The 19,519-nt window shown below is 63.1% G+C and carries 25 protein-coding genes; 5 read left to right on the top strand and 20 right to left on the bottom strand.

From position 1 onward, the window contains the following. Positions 1-29: 29 nt before the first annotated feature. The 18 genes from rplE to rpsL form a co-directional block, all read right to left on the bottom strand. A complete protein-coding gene (rplE, locus tag U1E20_RS14425) occupies positions 30-731 on the bottom strand; it encodes a 50S ribosomal protein L5 (RefSeq protein ID WP_409981320.1) in 702 nt (233 codons plus the stop codon). Further along, positions 724-1,041, bottom strand: a complete 318-nt coding sequence (rplX, locus tag U1E20_RS14430; protein ID WP_409981321.1) for a 50S ribosomal protein L24 — start codon at positions 1,039-1,041, stop codon at positions 724-726. The genes rplE and rplX overlap by 8 nt, the downstream gene beginning before the upstream one ends. After that, the gene (rplN, locus tag U1E20_RS14435) at positions 1,041-1,409 is read right to left on the bottom strand and encodes a 50S ribosomal protein L14 (protein ID WP_138166882.1); all 369 of its coding nucleotides are present in this window, start codon (positions 1,407-1,409) and stop codon (positions 1,041-1,043) included. The genes rplX and rplN overlap by 1 nt, the downstream gene beginning before the upstream one ends. 83 nt (positions 1,410-1,492) lie before the next feature. Continuing rightward, entirely contained in the window at positions 1,493-1,735 is a 243-nt protein-coding gene (rpsQ, locus tag U1E20_RS14440) for a 30S ribosomal protein S17 (RefSeq protein WP_409981322.1), read from the bottom strand. A 6-nt stretch (positions 1,736-1,741) separates the two neighbouring features. After that, positions 1,742-1,954, bottom strand: a complete 213-nt coding sequence (rpmC, locus tag U1E20_RS14445) for a 50S ribosomal protein L29 (RefSeq protein WP_409981323.1) — start codon at positions 1,952-1,954, stop codon at positions 1,742-1,744. Between the two features lie 10 nt (positions 1,955-1,964). Next, positions 1,965-2,378 (bottom strand): 50S ribosomal protein L16, encoded by a 414-nt coding sequence (gene rplP / locus U1E20_RS14450; RefSeq protein ID WP_138166879.1) that lies wholly within the window; start codon positions 2,376-2,378, stop codon positions 1,965-1,967. 24 nt (positions 2,379-2,402) lie between these two features. Then, positions 2,403-3,161 carry a 30S ribosomal protein S3 gene (gene rpsC, locus U1E20_RS14455; RefSeq protein WP_409981324.1) on the bottom strand — a complete coding sequence of 253 codons (759 nt, stop codon included), beginning with the start codon at positions 3,159-3,161 and terminating at the stop codon, positions 2,403-2,405. Positions 3,162-3,173: 12 nt separating this feature from the next. Continuing rightward, a complete protein-coding gene (gene rplV, locus U1E20_RS14460; RefSeq protein ID WP_409981325.1) occupies positions 3,174-3,560 on the bottom strand; it encodes a 50S ribosomal protein L22 in 387 nt (128 codons plus the stop codon). Positions 3,561-3,571: 11 nt separating this feature from the next. After that, positions 3,572-3,850, bottom strand: coding sequence for a 30S ribosomal protein S19 (rpsS, locus tag U1E20_RS14465; RefSeq protein ID WP_409981326.1), 279 nt, complete (start codon positions 3,848-3,850; stop codon positions 3,572-3,574). Between the two features lie 3 nt (positions 3,851-3,853). Then, complete coding sequence (gene rplB, locus U1E20_RS14470; RefSeq protein ID WP_409981327.1) at positions 3,854-4,693, bottom strand: 50S ribosomal protein L2; 840 nt, start codon at positions 4,691-4,693, stop codon at positions 3,854-3,856. 21 nt (positions 4,694-4,714) lie between these two features. Continuing rightward, positions 4,715-5,011: a 50S ribosomal protein L23 gene (locus U1E20_RS14475; RefSeq protein WP_409981328.1), complete on the bottom strand. Its 297-nt coding sequence runs from the start codon at positions 5,009-5,011 to the stop codon at positions 4,715-4,717. Beyond that, positions 5,008-5,628: a 50S ribosomal protein L4 gene (gene rplD, locus U1E20_RS14480; RefSeq protein ID WP_409981329.1), complete on the bottom strand. Its 621-nt coding sequence runs from the start codon at positions 5,626-5,628 to the stop codon at positions 5,008-5,010. The genes U1E20_RS14475 and rplD overlap by 4 nt, the downstream gene beginning before the upstream one ends. Positions 5,629-5,631: 3 nt before the next feature. Beyond that, positions 5,632-6,360: a 50S ribosomal protein L3 gene (gene rplC, locus U1E20_RS14485; protein ID WP_409981330.1), complete on the bottom strand. Its 729-nt coding sequence runs from the start codon at positions 6,358-6,360 to the stop codon at positions 5,632-5,634. A 57-nt stretch (positions 6,361-6,417) separates the two neighbouring features. Beyond that, positions 6,418-6,726 carry a 30S ribosomal protein S10 gene (gene rpsJ, locus U1E20_RS14490; RefSeq protein ID WP_014890764.1) on the bottom strand — a complete coding sequence of 103 codons (309 nt, stop codon included), beginning with the start codon at positions 6,724-6,726 and terminating at the stop codon, positions 6,418-6,420. Positions 6,727-6,837: 111 nt separating this feature from the next. Beyond that, positions 6,838-8,028 carry an elongation factor Tu gene (gene tuf / locus U1E20_RS14495; protein ID WP_409979613.1) on the bottom strand — a complete coding sequence of 397 codons (1,191 nt, stop codon included), beginning with the start codon at positions 8,026-8,028 and terminating at the stop codon, positions 6,838-6,840. Between the two features lie 46 nt (positions 8,029-8,074). After that, entirely contained in the window at positions 8,075-10,150 is a 2,076-nt protein-coding gene (gene fusA / locus U1E20_RS14500; protein ID WP_409981331.1) for an elongation factor G, read from the bottom strand. A 33-nt stretch (positions 10,151-10,183) separates the two neighbouring features. Then, positions 10,184-10,654 (bottom strand): 30S ribosomal protein S7, encoded by a 471-nt coding sequence (gene rpsG / locus U1E20_RS14505; RefSeq protein WP_409981332.1) that lies wholly within the window; start codon positions 10,652-10,654, stop codon positions 10,184-10,186. A gap of 11 nt (positions 10,655-10,665) precedes the next feature. Further along, the gene (gene rpsL / locus U1E20_RS14510) at positions 10,666-11,037 is read right to left on the bottom strand and encodes a 30S ribosomal protein S12 (RefSeq protein ID WP_014890767.1); all 372 of its coding nucleotides are present in this window, start codon (positions 11,035-11,037) and stop codon (positions 10,666-10,668) included. A 529-nt stretch (positions 11,038-11,566) separates the two neighbouring features. Between rpsL and U1E20_RS14515 the strand changes: the two genes are divergently transcribed. Then, the gene (locus tag U1E20_RS14515; protein ID WP_409981333.1) at positions 11,567-13,255 is read left to right on the top strand and encodes a hypothetical protein; all 1,689 of its coding nucleotides are present in this window, start codon (positions 11,567-11,569) and stop codon (positions 13,253-13,255) included. A 130-nt stretch (positions 13,256-13,385) separates the two neighbouring features. Here the strand turns inward: U1E20_RS14515 and U1E20_RS14520 are convergent, their stop codons facing one another. Next, a complete protein-coding gene (locus U1E20_RS14520) occupies positions 13,386-13,997 on the bottom strand; it encodes a phage tail protein (RefSeq protein ID WP_409981334.1) in 612 nt (203 codons plus the stop codon). 1,125 nt (positions 13,998-15,122) lie between these two features. Here U1E20_RS14520 and U1E20_RS14525 point away from each other — a divergent pair. Then, positions 15,123-15,362, top strand: a complete 240-nt coding sequence (locus tag U1E20_RS14525) for a YdcH family protein (RefSeq protein ID WP_409981335.1) — start codon at positions 15,123-15,125, stop codon at positions 15,360-15,362. A gap of 165 nt (positions 15,363-15,527) precedes the next feature. Here U1E20_RS14525 and U1E20_RS14530 read toward each other — a convergent pair whose 3' ends face one another. Further along, the gene (locus U1E20_RS14530; RefSeq protein WP_409981336.1) at positions 15,528-15,953 is read right to left on the bottom strand and encodes a hypothetical protein; all 426 of its coding nucleotides are present in this window, start codon (positions 15,951-15,953) and stop codon (positions 15,528-15,530) included. A gap of 453 nt (positions 15,954-16,406) precedes the next feature. On the opposite strand from U1E20_RS14530, the gene U1E20_RS14535 reads away from it, so the two are divergent. From U1E20_RS14535 to U1E20_RS14545, 3 genes are read left to right on the top strand one after another with little or no spacing between them, the layout of a single operon-like run. Continuing rightward, the gene (locus tag U1E20_RS14535) at positions 16,407-17,105 is read left to right on the top strand and encodes a response regulator (RefSeq protein WP_409981337.1); all 699 of its coding nucleotides are present in this window, start codon (positions 16,407-16,409) and stop codon (positions 17,103-17,105) included. A gap of 22 nt (positions 17,106-17,127) precedes the next feature. After that, positions 17,128-19,032 carry a stimulus-sensing domain-containing protein gene (locus U1E20_RS14540; RefSeq protein WP_409981338.1) on the top strand — a complete coding sequence of 635 codons (1,905 nt, stop codon included), beginning with the start codon at positions 17,128-17,130 and terminating at the stop codon, positions 19,030-19,032. Continuing rightward, complete coding sequence (locus U1E20_RS14545) at positions 19,029-19,496, top strand: HPr kinase/phosphorylase (RefSeq protein ID WP_409981339.1); 468 nt, start codon at positions 19,029-19,031, stop codon at positions 19,494-19,496. Before U1E20_RS14540 ends, U1E20_RS14545 begins: the two co-directional genes overlap by 4 nt. Positions 19,497-19,519: the final 23 nt, after the last annotated feature.

Below are 19,519 nucleotides of genomic sequence, written 5' to 3' on the forward strand. Positions count from 1 at the left end.
GTATCCGCGTTTGAGGAGCCGTTACGCCCTCACTGCCGGAACGGGAAATTGAACGCCTTCAACAAGGCGCGGGCCTCTTCGTCGGTCTTGGCCGTCGTGCAGACGATCACGTCCATGCCGAGAATCGACTCGGCCTTGTCGTAGTCGATCTCCGGAAACACGATGTGCTCCTTGATGCCGAGCGCGTAATTGCCGCGTCCGTCGAAGGACTTCGGATTCAATCCGCGGAAGTCGCGCACGCGCGGCAGAGCGACGGTGATCAGCCGGTCGAGGAATTCATACATGCGCGTCTTGCGCAACGTCACCTTCGCGCCGATCGGCATGTTCTCGCGCAGCTTGAAGGTTGAAATCGCCTTGCGGGCGCGGGTGACAACCGGCTTCTGCCCGGCGATGAGGCCGAGATCCGCCGCGGCCGCCGCCGCCTTCTTGCTGTCATTGACCGATTCGCCGACGCCCATATTGAGCACGATTTTCTCGATCGTCGGCACTTCAAGCGCGTTCTTATAGCCGAACTGCTTGGTGAGCGCCTCGCGCACGACCTCGTCATAGTGCTTCTTCATGCGCGGCTTGTAGCCGGGCTCGAGCGCCGCGGGCTTCGCCGGCTTTTCCTTGGCGTCGGCCTTCTCGGCGGATTTGGCGGCCTTCTTCGGCTCCTTGGCCGCCGCGCCTTCCGCGGCGGGCTTTTGAGCCTTGGCGGGCTTTTCGGCCTTCGGCTTCTTTTCCTCAGCCATCGATCAATTCTCCGGAACGCTTGGCGACGCGGACCTTGCGGCCGTCGTCGAGAATCTTGAAGCCGACGCGCGTCGCCTTGCCGTCCTTGGGATCGGCGAGCGAGAGATTCGACAGATCGATCGGCGCGGCCTTGTTGACGATGCCGGCTTCGCGATCCTTGGTCTGGCGCTGATGGCGCTTGACCATGTTGACGCCGTCGACGACGGCGCGGCCTTCGTCGGGAATCACGCGCAGCACTTCGCCGCTGCGGCCCTTGTCGCGGCCGGCGAGAACGACGACCTTGTCGCCCTTCTTGATCTTGGCGGCCATTACAAAACCTCCGGAGCGAGCGAGATGATCTTCATGTGATTCTTGGCGCGCAGCTCGCGCGGCACCGGTCCGAAGATGCGGGTGCCGATCGGCTCCTTCTGATTGTTGATCAGAACGGCGGCGTTCGAATCGAAGCGAATCACCGAGCCGTCGGAGCGCTTGATGTCCTTCGAGGTGCGCACGACGACCGCCTTGAGCACGTCGCCCTTCTTGACGCGGCCGCGCGGGATCGCCTCCTTGATCGACACGACGATGATGTCGCCGACTCCGGCGTATTTACGCTTGGAGCCGCCCAGCACCTTGATGCACATCACGCGGCGCGCGCCGGAATTGTCGGCAACGTCGAGATTGGTTTGCATCTGAATCATGGCTTACCCGCCTTTCGTTCCGGTCTGGTTTCGGCATGCCCGCGGTGGAGCGGCCGACTTCGTCCGGAGGGTTGTTCGTTCGACTACGCCTTGGCCGCCTCTTCGACGACGCGCCAGCGCTTCAATTTCGAAATCGGCGCGGTCTCTTCGATCGTCACCGCATCGCCCACCTTGAACGCGCCATTCTCGTCATGGGCGTGATAGTTCTTCGTGCGGCGCACCGTCTTCTGGAACAGCGGATGGGTGAAACGGCGCTCGACCTTCACTACCACCGTCTTGTTCTGCTTGTCGCTGACGACGACGCCCTGGAGAATTCGCTTCGGCATGGCGCTTTAACCTTGCTCCTTGACGCGCTTCTGCGCGGCGATGGTTTTGGCGCGGGCGATGTCGCGACGAACGACGCGCACGCGTGAGGTGTTCTCGAGCTGGCCGGTCGCCCGCTGAAAGCGCAGATTGAACTGCTCCTTCTTGAGCTTCAGCACTTCGTCATTGAGCTGATCTTCGGTCATCGCCTTGATGTCGGAGAGGCGCTGCTTGGATTTCATCACGTCCCCCTTATTCAGCGATGCGTTCGATGAAGCGCGTCTTGATCGGCAGCTTCGCGGCGGCGAGCGTCAAGGCTTCGCGCGCCAGCGGCGCCGGCACGCCGTCGATCTCGAACATGATGCGGCCGGGCGCGACGCGCACCGCCCAGAATTCCGGCGCGCCCTTGCCCTTGCCCATGCGCACTTCGGTCGGCTTCTTGGAGACCGGCACGTCCGGGAAGATACGGATCCAGACGCGGCCGGCGCGCTTCATATGGCGCGTCATGGCGCGGCGCGCAGCTTCGATCTGGCGCGCGGTGATGCGCTCCGGCTCGAGCGCCTTCAGGCCGAACTGACCGAAGTCCAGCGAATAGCCCGCCTTGGAGGCGCCCCGGATGCGGCCCTTGAAGGCCTTGCGGAACTTGGTGCGTTTGGGTTGCAGCATGATAGCGCTCTTTGATCTTGATCGTTACGCCGCGTCGCGCGGTTCGCGCGGCTCGCGACGACGGCGTTCGCCGCCGCGATCGCGATCGCGGTCATGATGATCGCCGCCGCCGGCGGCCTGTTCGGCCGCCTTCTTGTCCTGCGCCATCGGATCGTGTTCGAGGATTTCGCCCTTGAAGATCCAGACCTTGATGCCGCAGGCGCCATAGGCGGTATGCGCGGTCGCCGTGCCGTAATCAACGTCGGCGCGCAGCGTATGCAGGGGCACGCGGCCCTCGCGATACCATTCGAGACGCGCGATTTCGGCGCCGCCGAGACGGCCCGAGCAATTGATGCGAATGCCCTGCGCGCCGAGACGAATCGCCGACTGCACGGCGCGTTTCATCGCGCGGCGGAAGGCGACGCGGCGCTCGAGCTGCTGGGCGATCGACTCGGCGACGAGCGCGGCCTCGGTCTCGGGCTTGCGCACTTCGACGATGTTGATCACCACTTCGCTGCCGGTGAGCTTGCCGACGAGCTTGCGGATTTTGTCGATGTCCGCGCCCTTCTTGCCGATGACGACGCCGGGACGCGCCGAATGGATCGTCACGCGGCACTTCTTGTGCGGGCGCTCGATGACGATTTTCGACACCGCCGCCTGCTTCAAGGTTTTCGCCACCGCCTCGCGGATCGCCATGTCCTCGTGCAGCAGCTTGGCGTATTCGCCCTTATTGGCGAACCAGCGCGAATCCCAGGTGCGGTTGACGCCCAGTCGCAGCCCGATCGGATTAACCTTCTGACCCATGGTCTCTATCCTTTAGGCGTTGGCTTGCGCTTCGACTTCGCGCACGATGATCGTCAGATTGGCGAAGGGCTTCTCGACCCGGCTCGCCCGGCCGCGGGCGCGGGCATGGAAACGCTTCATCACCAGCGCCTTGCCGACATAGGCCTGTGCGACGACGAGATCGTCGACATCGAGGCCGTGATTGTTCTCGGCGTTGGCGATTGCGCTTTCCAGCGTCTTCTTCACCTCATGCGCGATCCGCTTTCTGGAGAACTCCAGATCGGCGAGCGCGCGATCGACCTTTTTGCCGCGGATCAGCTGCGCAAGCAGATTGAGCTTTTGCGGCGACACGCGCAGCATGCGCGCGACGGCCTTCGCTTCGTTGTCCGCAAGACGGGGCGGATTGGCTTCCTTCGACATTGTAGCCTCTCTTAGCCTCTCTTGGCCTTCTTATCGGCCGCGTGGCCGTGGAAGGTGCGGGTCGGAGCGAACTCGCCGAATTTATGCCCGATCATGTCTTCCGACACCGACACGGGAATATGCTTCTGGCCGTTGTGCACGCCGAAGGTCAGTCCCACGAATTGCGGGAGGATCGTGGAGCGGCGGCTCCAGATTTTGATCACTTCGGAACGGCCCGAGGCGCGCGAGGCCTCGGCCTTCTTGAGAAGATAGCCGTCGACGAACGGGCCCTTCCAGATCGAGCGCGTCATGGGTTAGCCCTTCTTCTTGCGATTGTGCCGCGAGGACACAATGAAACGGTCGGTGGACTTATTGGTGCGGGTCTTCTTGCCCTTGGTCGGCTTGCCCCAGGGGGTGACCGGATGACGGCCGCCCGAGGTGCGGCCTTCGCCGCCGCCATGCGGATGGTCGATCGGATTCATGGTGACGCCGCGGTTATGCGGGCGGCGGCCGAGCCAACGCGAACGGCCGGCCTTGCCGATCGACGTGTTCATATGATCGGGATTGGACACGGCGCCGATGGTGGCGAAGCACTGGCCGTGCACGAGGCGCTGCTCGCCGGAATTGAGCCGGACGATCACATAGCCCTGGTCGCGGCCGACGATCTGCGCATAGGTTCCCGCCGAACGGGCGATGGCGCCGCCCTTGCCGATTTTCATCTCGACATTGTGCACGATCGCGCCGACCGGGATATTGGCGATCGGCATGGCGTTGCCGGGCTTCACGTCGACTTGATTGCCGGCGATCACCTCGTCGCCGACGGTGAGTCGCTGCGGCGCGAGAATGTAAGCAAGCTCATCATCGGCGTAACGGATTAGGGCGATGAACGCGGTGCGGTTCGGATCATATTCGAGCCGTTCGACCTTGCCGGGAATGTCGAGCTTGCGCCGCTTAAAATCGACGAGGCGATAGGCCTGCTTATGGCCGCCGCCGCGAAAACGCACGGTGACCCGGCCGGCGTTGTTGCGCCCGCCTTTCGAGGTCTTGCCCTCGGTCAGCGTCTTGACCGGCTTGCCCTTGTAGAGCTCGCTGCGGTCGACGATGACGAGCTGGCGAAGGCTCGGCGTGACCGGCTTGAATGTCTTCAGCGCCATAGTTTTATCCCCACGCCTTCCTTACAGTCCGGTCGTCACGTCGATCTTGTGGCCCTCGGCGAGGGTCACGACCGCCTTCTTGGCGTCGCTCTGCTGGCCGCGCTGGCCGCGAAACGTCTTGATCTTGCCCTTGCGCACCAGCGTATTGACGCTTTCGACCTTGACCTCGAAGAGGCCTTCGACCGCCGCCTTGATCTGCGGCTTGGTCGCGGTCCTGGCGACGTTGAAGACGACCTTGTTGCTCTCCGAGGCGAGCGTCGCCTTCTCGGTGATGACCGGCGATACGATCACGTCGTAATGGCGAACGTCCTTGCTCATTTCAGTCGCGCCTCCAGCGCGTCCACGGCGGCGCGGGTCAGGACCAGCTTTTCGCGGCGGAGAATGTCGTAAACATTGACGCCTTCGACGGGCAGAACGTCGATCTTCGGGATGTTGCGGGCGGCGAGCGCGAAATTACTCTGCGGCGCGCCGCCGACGATGATGATCGCATTCTCGAGACCGGTCTTGGCGAAGCCCGACGCGAGAGTCTTCGTCTTCGGCTCGGCGAGTTCCGCCGTCTCCCAAACGATGATGCCGCCGTCCTTCGCCTTCGCCGACAGAGCGTGCTTCAGCGCGAGCTGGCGCACCTTCTTCGGCAGATCATGCGCATGGCTGCGCACCAGCGGGCCGAAGGCGCGTCCGCCGCCGCGGAACTGCGGCGCGCGCGCCGAGCCGTGACGGGCGCCGCCGGTGCCCTTCTGCTTATGCAGCTTCTTGCTGGTGCGCGCGATGTCGGCGCGATTCTTCACCGCGTGGGTGCCGGCGCGCCGCTTGGCGAGCTGCCAGCGGATCATGCGGAAGATGAGGTCCTTGCGCGGCTCAAGGCCGAAGACCTCATCGGAGAGTTCGATCGAACCGGCCGCCTGGCCGTCGAACGACGTGACGTCGATCTTCACGGCTCAGTCCTCCTTCTTCTCTTCTTGCGGCGCGGCGGCTTCGGCCTCCCCATCGCCATTCAGCCGGAACTTGCCCGGCTGCGGCGCATCCTTGGGAAGCGCGCGCTTCACCGCGTCGCGAACGAAAATCCAGCCGCCGGCGGTGCCCGGCACCGCGCCTTCAACGAGCAGCAGGCCGCGATCCGGGTCCGTCCGCACCACCCGCAGATTTTGCGTGGTGACCCGCTCGACGCCCATATGGCCAGCCATTTTCTTGTTCTTGAACGTCTTGCCGGGGTCTTGACGGCCGCCGGTCGAACCATGCGAACGATGCGAAATCGAGACGCCATGCGAGGCGCGCAGACCGCCGAAGCCCCAACGCTTCATCGGACCCGCGAAGCCCTTGCCGGTCGACGTTCCGGTCACGTCGACGAACTGGCCGACGACGAAATGGTCCGCGGTGATCTCGGCGCCGATCGGCAGCAGCTCTTCTTCCTTCACCCGGAATTCGGCGAGCTTCAGCTTCGGTTCCACCTTCGCCGCCGCGAAACGCGCGCGTTCGGCTTTGGAGACATTCTTCACCTTTGCGCGGCCGATGCCGAGTTGAACGGCGGTGTAGCCGTTCTTTTCCATGGTCCGCTGCGCGACGACCTGACAACCGTCGAGCTTTAAGACCGTGACCGGCACATGCTCGCCCGCCTCCGTGAAGACGCGGGTCATTCCGACCTTTTGCGCGATGACGCCCGACCGCATGATCCAATCCTTCGCAAAGCGCGCTCGCTACATTTGAGGAGCGCCGCCTGAATTCCCTTAGAGCTTGATCTCGACGTCGACGCCCGCCGCGAGATCGAGCTTCATTAGCGCGTCCACCGTCTGCGGGGTGGGATCGACGATGTCCAGAACGCGCTTATGCGTCCTGATCTCGAACTGTTCGCGCGACTTCTTGTCGATGTGAGGCGAACGGTTCACCGTGAATTTTTCGATGCGCGTCGGCAGCGGAATCGGACCGCGGACCTGAGCGCCGGTGCGCTTGGCCGTCGAGACGATTTCCTTCGTCGACGTGTCGAGAATCCGGTGATCGAACGCCTTGAGGCGAATCCGGATGTTTTGACCGTTCATTGTCTCGTCCTTTGGGACCGCGAGCGGTTCTGCTCGCCTTCATGCGCCGCGCGAGATACGCGCGGCTTTGTTCATTAAGAGCGAGCGCTTGGCCCGCGGCCCAGATTCGCTTTACTCGATGATGCTGGCGACGACGCCGGCGCCGACCGTCCTGCCGCCTTCGCGGATGGCGAAGCGCAGCTTCTCCTCCATGGCGATCGGCACGATCAGCACGACGTCCATCGTCACATTGTCGCCCGGCATCACCATCTCCACCCCGTCGGGAAGCGTGACGATTCCGGTCACGTCCGTCGTGCGGAAATAGAATTGCGGGCGGTAGTTGGTGAAGAACGGCGTATGGCGGCCGCCCTCTTCCTTGGTGAGGATGTAGGCCTCGGCCTTGAACTTGGTATGCGGCTTCACCGAACCCGGCTTGCACAGAACCTGGCCGCGCTCCACGTCCTCGCGCTTGGTGCCGCGCAGCAGGCAGCCGACATTGTCGCCCGCCTCGCCCTGATCGAGCAATTTGCGGAACATTTCGACGCCGGTGACCGTCGTCTTGGTGGTCGGACGGATGCCGACGATCTCGACTTCCTCGCCGACCTTGATCACCCCGCGCTCGATGCGCCCGGTCACCACCGTGCCGCGGCCCGAAATCGAGAACACGTCCTCGACCGGCATCAGGAAGGGCTGATCCTTGGGACGCTCGGGCTGCGGAATATAGCGATCGACTTCCGCCATCAGCTTCAAAATCGCGTCATGGCCGAGCTCGGGATTCTTGCCCTCGAGGGCGCACAGCGCCGACCCCTTGACGATCGGAATGTCGTCGCCGGGGAACTCATATTTGCTGAGCAGCTCGCGCACTTCGAGTTCGACGAGTTCGAGAAGCTCGGGATCGTCGACCATGTCGACCTTGTTCAGAAACACCACCAGCGCCGGCACGCCGACCTGACGGGCGAGCAGGATGTGCTCGCGGGTCTGCGGCATCGGGCCGTCGGCGGCCGAGACCACCAGGATCGCGCCGTCCATCTGCGCCGCGCCGGTGATCATGTTCTTCACATAGTCGGCGTGGCCGGGGCAGTCGACATGGGCGTAGTGGCGGTCCTTGGTCTCATATTCGACATGCGCCGTCGAAATGGTGATGCCGCGCGCCTTCTCTTCCGGCGCCTTGTCGATCTGGTCATAGGCCGTAAAGGTCGCGCCGCCCGTCTCCGCCAGCACCTTGGTGATCGCCGCCGTCAAGGACGTCTTGCCATGATCGACGTGTCCGATCGTCCCAATGTTGCAGTGCGGCTTCGTGCGTGAAAACTTTTCCTTGGCCATCGCCGTGCTCCTTTAAAGAGTTCCTGTCGACCCGTTGCGTTCGAGATCAGGCGTATTTCGCCTGGACCTTCTTCGACTCCGCTTCGGGCACTTGTTCGTAGTGATCGAATTGCATCGTGTAGCTGGCGCGTCCCTGGGTGAAGGAGCGCAGCTGGTTGACGTAGCCGAACATATTGGCGAGCGGCACCATGGCGTTGATCACCACGGCGTTGGCGCGCATGTCCTGGCCCTGAATCTGTCCGCGACGCGAATTCAGATCGCCGATCACCGAGCCGGTATATTCTTCCGGCGTCACCACCTCGACCTTCATGATCGGCTCGAGCAGCACCGAGCCGCCCTTCTGCAGCGCTTCGCGAGTCGCCGCGCGCGAGGCGATTTCGAAGGCGAGAACCGACGAGTCGACATCATGGAAGGCGCCGTCGATCAGCGTCGCCTTCAGATCGACGACCGGGAAGCCGGCGAGCACGCCCGATGTCGTCACCGACGCGATGCCCTTGTCGACGCCGGGGATATATTCCTTCGGCACCGCGCCGCCGACGATCTGGCTTTCGAACTCATTGCCCTTGCCGGCTTCATTGGGCTCGAAGATGATCTTGACCCGCGCGAACTGGCCGGTGCCGCCGGTCTGCTTCTTGTGGGTGTAGTCGATTTCCTGCTTGCGGCCGAGACGCTCGCGATAGGCGACCTGCGGCGCGCCGATATTGGCGTCGACCTTATAGGTGCGCTTCAAAATATCGACCTTGATGTCGAGATGGAGTTCGCCCATGCCCTTGAGGATGGTCTGGCCGCTCTCCTGATCGGTCGAAACCCGGAAGGAGGGGTCCTCCGCCGCGAGCTTCTGCAGCGCGATGCCGAGCTTTTCCTGATCGGCCTTCGACTTCGGCTCGATGGCGATCTCGATGACCGGATCGGGGAACTCCATGCGCTCCAGAATGACAGGCTTCTGCTGATCGCAGAGCGTGTCGCCGGTACGCGTGTCCTTGAGGCCCGCGAGCGCGACAATGTCGCCGGCGTAAGCCTCCTTGATGTCCTCGCGGTTATTGGCGTGCATCAGCAGCATGCGGCCGATGCGCTCCTTCTTCTCCTTCGTCGAATTGAGCACGGTCGTGCCCGATTCGATCTTGCCCGAATAGACGCGGGCGAAGGTGATCGTGCCGACGAAGGGGTCGTCCATGATCTTGAAGGCGAGCATCGAGAAGGGCTCGGCGTCGGAGGGCTTGCGCACCATCTCCTCGCCGGTGTCCATGTCGGAGCCCTTGATCGCCTCGCGATCGATTGGCGACGGCAGATAATGCACGACGGCGTCGAGCAGCGGCTGCACGCCCTTGTTCTTGAAGGCCGAGCCGCAGAAGATCGGAATGAAGGCGATTTTGCGCACGGCGATGCGGATCAGCCTGTGCAGCGTCTCCTCGTCAGGCTCCTGGCCGTCGAGATAGGCGGCCATGGCGTCGTCGTCCATTTCGACCGCGGCCTCGACCAGCGCGGTGCGATAGTCCTTCGCCTTATCGAGAAGATCGGCGGGAATGTCTTCATCGTGATATTTCGCGCCGAGTCCCTCGTCTTCCCAGACGACGGCCTTCATGCGGACGAGATCGATGATTCCCTTGAAATTGCTCTCGGCGCCGATCGGCAATTGCGCGCAGACCGGACGGCCGCCGACGCGGGTCTTGATTTCCTCGACGCAGCGATCGAAGTCGGCGCCGATCTTGTCCATTTTGTTGACGAAGACGATGCGCGGCACATTGTATTTGTCGGCCTGACGCCAGACGGTCTCGGTCTGCGGCTCGACGCCCTGATTGCCGTCGAGAACGCATACCGCGCCGTCGAGAACGCGCAGCGAGCGCTCGACTTCGATCGTGAAGTCGACGTGGCCGGGCGTGTCGATGATGTTGAGGCGCTTGCCGTTCCAGAAGGTCGTCGTCGCGGCGGACGTAATCGTGATGCCGCGCTCCTGCTCCTGCTCCATCCAGTCCATCGTCGCGGCGCCTTCATGCACCTCGCCGATCTTATGGCTCTTGCCGGAATAATAGAGGATGCGCTCCGTCGTCGTCGTCTTGCCCGCATCGATATGGGCCATGATGCCGAAGTTACGGTAGTCCTCGATCGGATGAGAGCGGGCCATGACGATTGTCCTCGTGAAAGCTCGTGCTGCGCCTTACCAGCGGTAATGCGAGAAGGCGCGGTTGGCCTCCGCCATGCGATGGGTGTCTTCGCGCTTCTTCACCGCGGCGCCGCGGTTGTTGGAAGCGTCGAGCAGCTCGGCCGACAGCCGGTCGACCATGGTCTTGTCGTTGCGGGCGCGGGCCGCGGTGATGATCCAGCGGATGGCGAGCGCCTGACGGCGTTCGTTGCGCACCTCGACCGGCACCTGATAGGTGGCGCCGCCGACGCGCCGCGAGCGCACTTCGATCGCCGGCGCGACATTTTCGAGCGCCTGCTTGAACACCGCGAGCGGATCGCTCTTGGCTTTCGACTCGACCTGATCGAGCGCGCCATAGACGATCTGCTCGGCGACCGACTTCTTGCCGTCGTACATGATCGAGTTCATGAATTTCGCGAGCACGACGTCGCCAAATTTGGCGTCTTCGATAACTTCGCGCTTTTCGGCCCGGTGGCGACGAGACATCGAACGGCTCCTTACTTCGGACGCTTCGCGCCGTATTTCGAACGGCGCTGCTTGCGGTCCTTGACGCCCTGGGTGTCCAGCACGCCGCGCAGAATGTGATAGCGCACGCCGGGAAGGTCCTTGACGCGGCCGCCGCGGATCATCACCACCGAGTGCTCCTGAAGATTGTGGCCCTCGCCCGGAATATAGCCGATGACCTCGAAGCCATTGGTGAGCCGCACCTTGGCGACCTTGCGCAGCGCCGAATTCGGCTTCTTCGGCGTCGTCGTATAGACGCGTGTGCACACGCCGCGCTTCTGCGGGCAGGACTGCAGATGGCGAGCCTTCTCGCGATAGGTCGGCGCTTGGCGCGGCTTGCGGATCAACTGGCTGATCGTCGGCATTCAATAGGTCCTTCGCGGATTGCGAATGGCGGATGTCATGGTCCCGGCGCGCATGGCCTTAAGGCGATCCTTAAGACATGCGCAAACGAGCGAAGCGCCGATGGCCGTAAGGGCCAAGGCGCTTCTAACGCAGAGGATCCCGGAGACCGGGATCGTGCCTTCCTGTCCATCGCTCTCGCGACGGAATGATTACCAATTACGCTTGGCGTTCACAGGCAAGGCGACAGCGTTTAAGTTCGAAGGATCGTGAGCGAGGTGCTCGCGACGGCGTGAACTTACGGCCTGTCGAAAGTGCGCGGAACCTAATGGCGAAGGTCGGGGGCGTCAAGGGAAGAATGCCGCGCCGCTTCCAAAAAGTTTAAGTTCTTGTTCGAACCGCCAAGGCCGCATAGCATTCGCCCCAACCACGACGCCTCCCGCTTCTTTTATCAGGCGGGACATCCGGGGGGATGTCGCCTCCGTTCGAATGCCTTCCTGCGGCCCGCCTAGCCGGAATGACATCGTGAAACCCGTCGTTCGATTCTCATGCGTGATTGACAACCAACCCGTTTTTCTTGCGCAAGCGATGAATTGGGCGCGAAGCCTGATCGAAATCGCCAACGTGCCGCCCGACGATATCGTGGTGCATTACACACAGGGGCTGGGCCAGGATTGCGCGGCGCGCTTTTCGCCGCTCGGCGTCAGAACGGCCGAAGCCCAGGCGGTTTCGCTGCGGCGCCCGCATCTCAACAAAATCGCGCAATTGCGGTCGGCGTTCCTGCGCGACGCCGATCTGGCGGCGCTCTGCGACTGCGACACGCTCTTTGTCGCCGATCCGCGACCCTATTTCGCCAAGAATATGGTCGCCGCCGCGGTCGTGGACGGGCCGAACCCGCCGATCGAAATCTGGGACGTCCTGCTCCGACGCGCCGGGCTGACGCGTCGACGACCCGACATCGCCGTCGGTTCGGCCGCCGGCATGACGATTTTCGAGAACAGGAACGGCGGCCTCTACTTGCTGCCCGGCGCGCGGCTTGGCGAACTCGACGCGCCATGGCGCAAATGGGCGCAGTGGCTCGAGGCTCAGGCGGATATTCTTGGCCATTACGCGTTTCACATCGACCAGATCGCCTTCGCGCTGAGCTGCCTGGAGCTGGAGATTGAACCGGAACTGCTGCCGAAAGCCCTGAACTTTCCTACCCATCTGCCGGCGTCCGCCATTGGCGACGGCGCGCCGATCATGCTGCACTACCATCGCCAGGCGGACGACAGCGGCATGCTTCAGCCGCTGGGCCAGCCCACCGTCGATCGAGCGGTCGCCTTCGTCAACGCGAGCCTGGCCATGCCCGCGACGATACGCCGGAAGCGGCGGCTGTTGCTGCATGTCGGATTGCCCAAGACCGGCACCAGCGCGCTGCAGCGATGGTGCTACGCGAATTCCAGCCGGTTCCTCGAGCAGAATATCCGCTACCCGACGCCCAGCGCCGACACGGAGATGCCGAAACACCAGTTCATGGTTTCCGACCTGATGACTGGCGATCTTTCCCGTACCGCCCTGGCGGTCGCCGAGGGCAACGAAGAAGGCGCCATCCTCACCACCGAGGGCTTGACCAACCACCTCTATGATTTTCGTCCAATCGGGCTGGAGAAAATCCGCGACCTTTTCGAAGCGTTTCATCTGACGGCGTTTCTGGTTCGCCGGAAACCGGAAGACTGGCTGAGATCCTATCACAAGCAGTGCGCGATCAATCCGCGGATTGCCGAATACAACTATGGAACGGGCCTCGATCTCGACGCCTTCCGCGAATTGCCCCGCGTTCGCAGGCTGATGAATGTCGCCAACCTCGCCGAGGACTGCGCCGCAGCGTTCGGCGCGAAGGAGGTCGTCACGATCGATTATGATTCCGATTGGCTGGCGCGTTTTCTGAGCCTTTGCGGCTACACGCCGACTGAAAAGGTCGAACTGGAGGTCGCCAACGGGAGCGCGCCCGGCTGGCTGTTCGAGGCGGTCCTGCGGATCAACCGCCAGCCCTTCAACGACAACGCCCGCATCGCTTGGCTCGGCACGCTGCAGCGCTTCTCCAGCTCGCCGCATGTCGGTCTAAGGAAGCATGAAGCGACAGCGACCGCCCGCGATCTGTGGCGGGAGCTCGATCCGACCCTGATCGACAGGATCGCATCGCCGGACGCCCGCTGGGCGGGCTACCGGGAACTGGTGAGCGAACTGAGCCGGCGCTAGAGCGGGCTGCGTTTAGGCGGATTCGCCTATACGCAGATTACGTGATCGATTCCAAAAGTTTAGAGCGCGCTCTGTGCGAAAAACCGGTTCCCACTTTTTCGCAGCGCGCTCTGGAGCGCCCCGGCTTCGGTCAGTTGCGTGAGGGAAAGACGCCCTGCAGCGCGATGCACCACATCATGGTGAGATAGGGCCCCCTTTGGGCCACCGGCTGGCTGCCCCCGGTGGGTTGGGTCATGTCGGCGGCCATGACGCGGTTGGGCGGACCGTCGTGATATGGATTGTTGTCGCCGACTTGCCCGGCAAGAAACCGGCCTTGTGGGCCGCCCTTGTCGCCGGTGACGTTGGTCGCCTGCACGCCGTGATTATGCGCCGGCATCTGGCTGATCGTCAGGGTGAAGCTCTCCTGGCCGCCGACCTGACCCTCGACATAGGGGGAAAGCCCCGGCCCGGTTCCCTGGTGGATCGGCGCCCGGCCGCGCAGGTCGGGCAGAGCGAAATTGGTCTGGCCGTTGCCGCCATAGGTCGTGCCGAGCAGGGAAAACAGCGCCGTGTTCTGCGAGATGGAGAGAAGCTGGCCGTCCGCCTGCGCCCATCCGCGAGGACAGAAATTCGCGCCGGTGAGCATCAGCTGGCCGAGAAAGGGGTCGGAGGACTGTGCCGCAGCCGGTGACATCGATGCGAAAGTCGCGACGACCGACAGTGAAGCGGCGATCGGGAAAGCTGCGAAGAGTCTGCGCGCCATATTGTTTCCTTCCGGCTATCGTTATTGCTGCAATGAGCCAAATTTGCATTAGATTTGGCGAAGTTACAAGGGGCTACGCAACAAAATTGCGGATGTAATCATGCCGGTTCTGTCAATAAATCGACATCCGCGTTTTTTATTCATGTCCTTTCCGAAGCGACCGCGGCAAATTGCTAGCGCGGTTGAAGAATGACCACTGCCTATCCGATTATTGCCGATACCCGTTTCAAGGGTGATTTCTGGGCGATCCTGTCGGCCGGCGAATTTTAATGCGTCAACTCCGGCTGTTCGCAACCAAGCGAGCCCGGGGGTTCGCGGTCCAGGAGGCGCACCCCTGAAACGCGAGCCTCTGGACTCGCCAAAGCTCCCACAACAAGTTCTTACGCCGAAGGTTATTGGGGCGGGATGGGCATTTGGCGACAACACCCGCCAATTCGCACGAGCAGAAAGATGCGAAGATCAACAAGCTAAGTTTTCGCGGTGACGTCTTCGCGGACAGATCCAGGAGCGCGTGACGCCTAGCGCCGCCCACGCGGCGATGACGACGCTGACCTCGCGCGGCTGCTTCTCCAGCCACGTCTGAAGTTCTCTGCGATTGGTGAACTTCAATTCGCCGTCTGAAATGTCGTTCATCGAAAACTCCGCGCCTCACAAGATGAGCGGGTTGCGCGCGCCCCGCAAGGGCGCCGTCAGGCGCACGCCGCGCCGCCCGAAATCTATCAGGCGACGCCACAATTAAACTGAATCGATTGGGCGCGAGCCCCCTCTCCCCGTTTACGGGGAGAGGGCTGGGGCGAGGGGCCGGGGGATAGGAACAGGAATGCCGACGATGACAAAGAATCCGTTGGCGTTTCGAGCGTTCCGCGAAATGCCCCAAGCCCCTCACCCTGACCCTCTCCCCGCAGGCGGGGAGAGGGAAGTCGCGCCCAACTTGGCTCACTTAAATTTCCGAATGCCGTCTGAGCAGCGTGAACAATGTCGGTCTTTGCTCTGGATGCCCGCTTTCGCGGGCATGACAGCGCGGCGGGCGCGCGCCGCAAATCGTCGCAGGCGGGCTCCTGCAGTTTGAGGCCGCCGTGAAAGCCGGTAAGTTCACGCTGAAAAAACAACGGAGGAACCCATCGCATGAGCCATGTCGCGCATGAATTGCACGAAGAATTTCCCGAGCAGGCCGAGGCGATTCATGCGCTGAAGGCCGGCAATGCGCATTTCGCCCGCATCGCCGAGGAATATCACGAACTCAACCGCGCCATTCACCGCATGGAGACCAATGTCGAGCCGGCGGATGATTCGATCATCGAGGATTTGAAGAAGAAGCGGCTCGTTCTGAAGGACGAGATCGCCGGCTTCCTGGCGACGGTTTAAGGCCCCCTCCCCAGCCCTCCCCCGCTTCGCGGGAGAGGGGGCGGGATGCGCGTTTCATCGCCGGATTGGGCCCTTGGAATATTCGGCGGACGCGCCGTTCATGCCCTCTCCCGCGTAGCGGGGGAGGTGGCGAGCGCAGCGAGCCGGAGGGGGCGCAGCGCCTCGCTACCGATATTGCGCCGGGGCCTGCGGATTATTGGCGGGGTTGCTGTCGTGCTTGGTGAGCCGCGTCACCAGCGGGCCGCCGACCAGCGGCGCAATTTCCGCCTCCAGCGCGTCGGCGATGTCTTTCGCATAGACTTCCTCGCCGCCGACATGGATCGAGAAAGCCTTGCTGTGCTTTTCGATTTTCGCCGGGTCTTCGATCACCGCCTTGGTCCATTTGTAGAGCGGAAAATCCTGTTGGCCCTCGCGCTCCGCCGCCGCGACATAGTCGCTAAAAGCGTCGAGCTGGTTGCGCAGCCTGGCATTGTGCTTAGCAAGAATATCGCTCAAGGGCTGAAGCACGGGATTCTTCGGGTCCTTGCGGGCGAGGCGCGCCGCCTCGTCGGCGAGATTGACCCGAACCTGATATGACCAGTCTTCGCTCATCGATCCGCTCCCGTAAGGGCTAAAGCCGCGCCCATTCTTCTTCAATTCGGCCTTGGGCCGAAAAAACATAAGAAAGATCGGCCTGAATTCGAGACTTTCCGAGTCCCGGCCGTCTCTCTTTCCACACGCCTATCTCATTGTCGCCATTCTGATTAACAGCGCGCGCCTTGGAACAAGGTGATTTTTTCAGCGATCCGTGTATAAAGAACGAGCGGCGCCGGAGCTGGGCCGCCTTTAAACCGGACGTTGGCCACATTTCAGCCGCCTTGGCCCCGGACTTTGTTGGCGTCGACAGCGCGCCTTCCGAAAGTCCCGCCGTCGAGTCGAGAGAATGTCGAGCGTTTCGCCAGCGTCGCGCCCTTGCAGGCCTGAGGGGGCCGCTTTCGCGCAAACGCAGTCCTGTCGCGCCGGCCCGGACGTTAAAATCGCGGCCGCAAATAGCAAAGGTTGAAGATGCCGACCATCGCTCTCGTCGACGACGACCGCAACATTCTCACCTCCGTCTCCATCGCCTTGGAGGGCGAGGGCTATCGGGTCCAGACCTATACCGACGGCGCCCAGGCGCTCGACGGCCTGCGCGCCAATCCGCCTGATCTCGCGATTTTCGATATTAAGATGCCGCGCATGGACGGCATGGAGCTTCTGCGCCGACTACGGCAGAAGTCGGACCTGCCGGTGATCTTTCTCACCTCCAAGGACGAGGAGATCGACGAACTCTTCGGCCTCAAGATGGGGGCGGACGACTTCATTCACAAGCCGTTTTCGCAGCGTCTCTTGGTCGAGCGGGTGAAGGCGATTTTGCGGCGCGCCAATCCCAAGGAGGCCGCCGCCCAGAAGGAAACCGAGGCCAAGGTTCTGGAGCGCGGCGCGCTGGTGATGGACCCCGAGCGCCACACCTGCACCTGGCGCGGCGATCCGGTCGTGCTGACGGTGACCGAATTCCTGATTTTGCAATCGCTGGCGCAGCGTCCCGGCGTGGTGAAGAGCCGCAATGCGCTGATGGACGCGGCCTATGACGACCAAGTCTATGTCGACGACCGCACGATCGACAGCCACATCAAGCGTCTACGCAAGAAATTCAAGGTCGTCGACAATGATTTCGAAATGATCGAAACGCTTTACGGCGTGGGCTATCGGTTCAAGGAAGCCTGAGTTCTCGCCGAGGGTGCGCGAGATGGACGCAAGTATCGAGGGCGCGGGCGAGTCGAGCGCCGCCGACGACAGGGTCGCGGAGACGCCCTGCCGGCCGGCCGGCCCGAGTCCGGCGCGCGCCGCGGCGACCCGGGCGCGGCTGTGGCGGACGTTTTCGCGGCGCCTGACGCGCGCGTTGCGCACCGTTCAATCGCATCTGTCGTCCTCGCTGACCCGCCGCATCGTGGTTCTCAATCTTGGCGGACTGGTCGCGCTGCTCGCCGGCTTTCTCTATCTCAACCAGTTCCGCGAAGGTCTGATCGACGCGCGGGTGCAGAGCCTGCAGACTCAAGGCGAGATCATCGCCGCCGCGGTGGCGGCCTCGGCGACGGTCGACACCGACGCGATTTCGATCGACCCGGAAAAACTCTTAAAGCTCGCGCCGGGCGAAAGCGCCAGCGGCGCCGAAGGCGGCTCGCCGCTGGAGTTTTCGCTCAATCCCGAACGCGTCGGTCCGCTGCTGCGCCGCCTCGTGTCGCCAACGCGGCTGCGAGCGCGCATCTACGACCACGACGGCTTTTTGCTGCTCGATTCGCGCTCGGTCTCGGGCCGCTCGAACATCTTGCGCTTCGAACTGCCGCCGCCGAGCGACCCGCCCGCCACGCTCGACGCTTCGTCCTTCCTCGAAAGGGCGCTTAACTTTATCCAGCGCCTGTCGCATCGGCCGGAGCTGCCGCTCTACGAAGACATCGGCATGGGCAATGGCAAGGCCTATCCCGAGGTTGGCAGCGCGCTCGGCGGGCGCATCCATTCGGTGGTTCGCGCCAACGCCAAAGGCGAATCGATCATTTCCGTCGCCGTTCCGATTCAGCGCTTTCGCTCGGTGCGCGGCGCGCTGCTGCTCTCCACGATGAGCGGCGACATCGACGCGATCATCGTCGCCGAACGTTGGGGCATCATCCGCATCTTCCTGGTCTCGGCCGGGGTGATGCTGCTGATTTCGCTGTTCTTCACCAATACCATCACCGAGCCGATGCGACGCCTCGCCGAGGCTGCCGAGCGGGTGCGGCGCGGCGCAAGGTCGCGTCAGGAGATTCCGGATTTTTCGGACCGGCCCGATGAAATCGGCCATCTCTCCGGCGCGCTGTGCGACATGACCAAGGCGCTTTACAACCGCATCGACGCAATCGAGCATTTCGCCGCCGACGTGGCGCATGAACTCAAGAATCCACTGACCTCGCTGCGCAGCGCCGTCGAAACTTTGCCGATCGCCAAGACCGATTCATCGCGCGACCGGTTGCTCGCCATCATCAAACATGACGTCGGCCGGCTCGACCGTTTGATCAGCGATATTTCCGACGCCTCAAGACTCGACGCCGAGCTGGCGCGCGCCGACATGGGCGTCGTCGACCTTTCCGCCGCTCTGACCACTGTCATCGACGTGGCGCGCGCGATCGACCGGGGCGACGGCGTCACGATCGAGCTGACGAACCGCCCTTCTCCGCATGATCCGTCGCGCGGCCACTGGCGCGTTCTCGGCAATGATTCGCGTCTCGGCCAGGTGCTCAATAATCTGATCGACAACGCCAGGTCGTTCTCGAAACCCGGCGGGACCGTGCGCGTGCGGCTGTGGCCGGAACGGGCCAATGGACCCGGCGGTCAGCAGCTCGAGGGCTATGAGATCATCGTCGACGACGACGGTCCCGGCATTCCCGACGGCGCCTTCGACCGCATTTTCGAGCGCTTCTACACGGATCGGCCGGAACAGGGATTTGGCCAGAATTCCGGACTGGGGCTGTCGATCTCGCGCCAGATCATCGAGGCGCATGGCGGCCGCATCCGCGCCCTCAACCGCACCCGCGCGCGTCCGCAGGGCACTGACGGGCCCCGCGCCGGCGATATCGTGCTCGGCGCCCGCTTCGTCGTCTGGCTGCCGGCGGCGCGATGACGCCGCCGCCGCAAAGGCCAGCGTATCTCCACGCCAACGCCCTCGTCCTCGGCGAATTCGGCCTGCTGCTCCGCGGCCCCGCCGGCGCCGGCAAGAGCACGCTGACCCTTAAGCTCGTCGCCGACTGGCGCGCGCGCGGCGTCTTCGCGGCGCTGGTCGGCGACGACCGGGTGGCGCTTGAAGCCAGCCACGGCCGGTTGATCGCAAGGCCCCATCCATCGATCCGCGGAATGATCGAGGCGCGCGGCCTGGGGGTGTTGCGCGTCGATTCCGAGCCGGCCTGCGTGGTCCGAGCGGTGATCGATCTGCTTGCCCTCGACCAGTCGCCGGAGCGGTTTCCGGACGCTGACCAAAGCCGAACCGAGTTGAGCGGCGTCATATTGCCGCGCATCTTCGAAAATGCGGCGCGCGTCGGCGCCGTAACGCGAATCGGGGCCTATATTCAGGCCCTTGCGACAAATTGAAGGAGCCGTGCTGTTTTCGCTTG

Origin of the sequence: Methylocystis sp. (genome assembly GCF_046349115.1) — a bacterium.
GTDB lineage: Bacteria > Pseudomonadota > Alphaproteobacteria > Rhizobiales > Beijerinckiaceae > Methylocystis.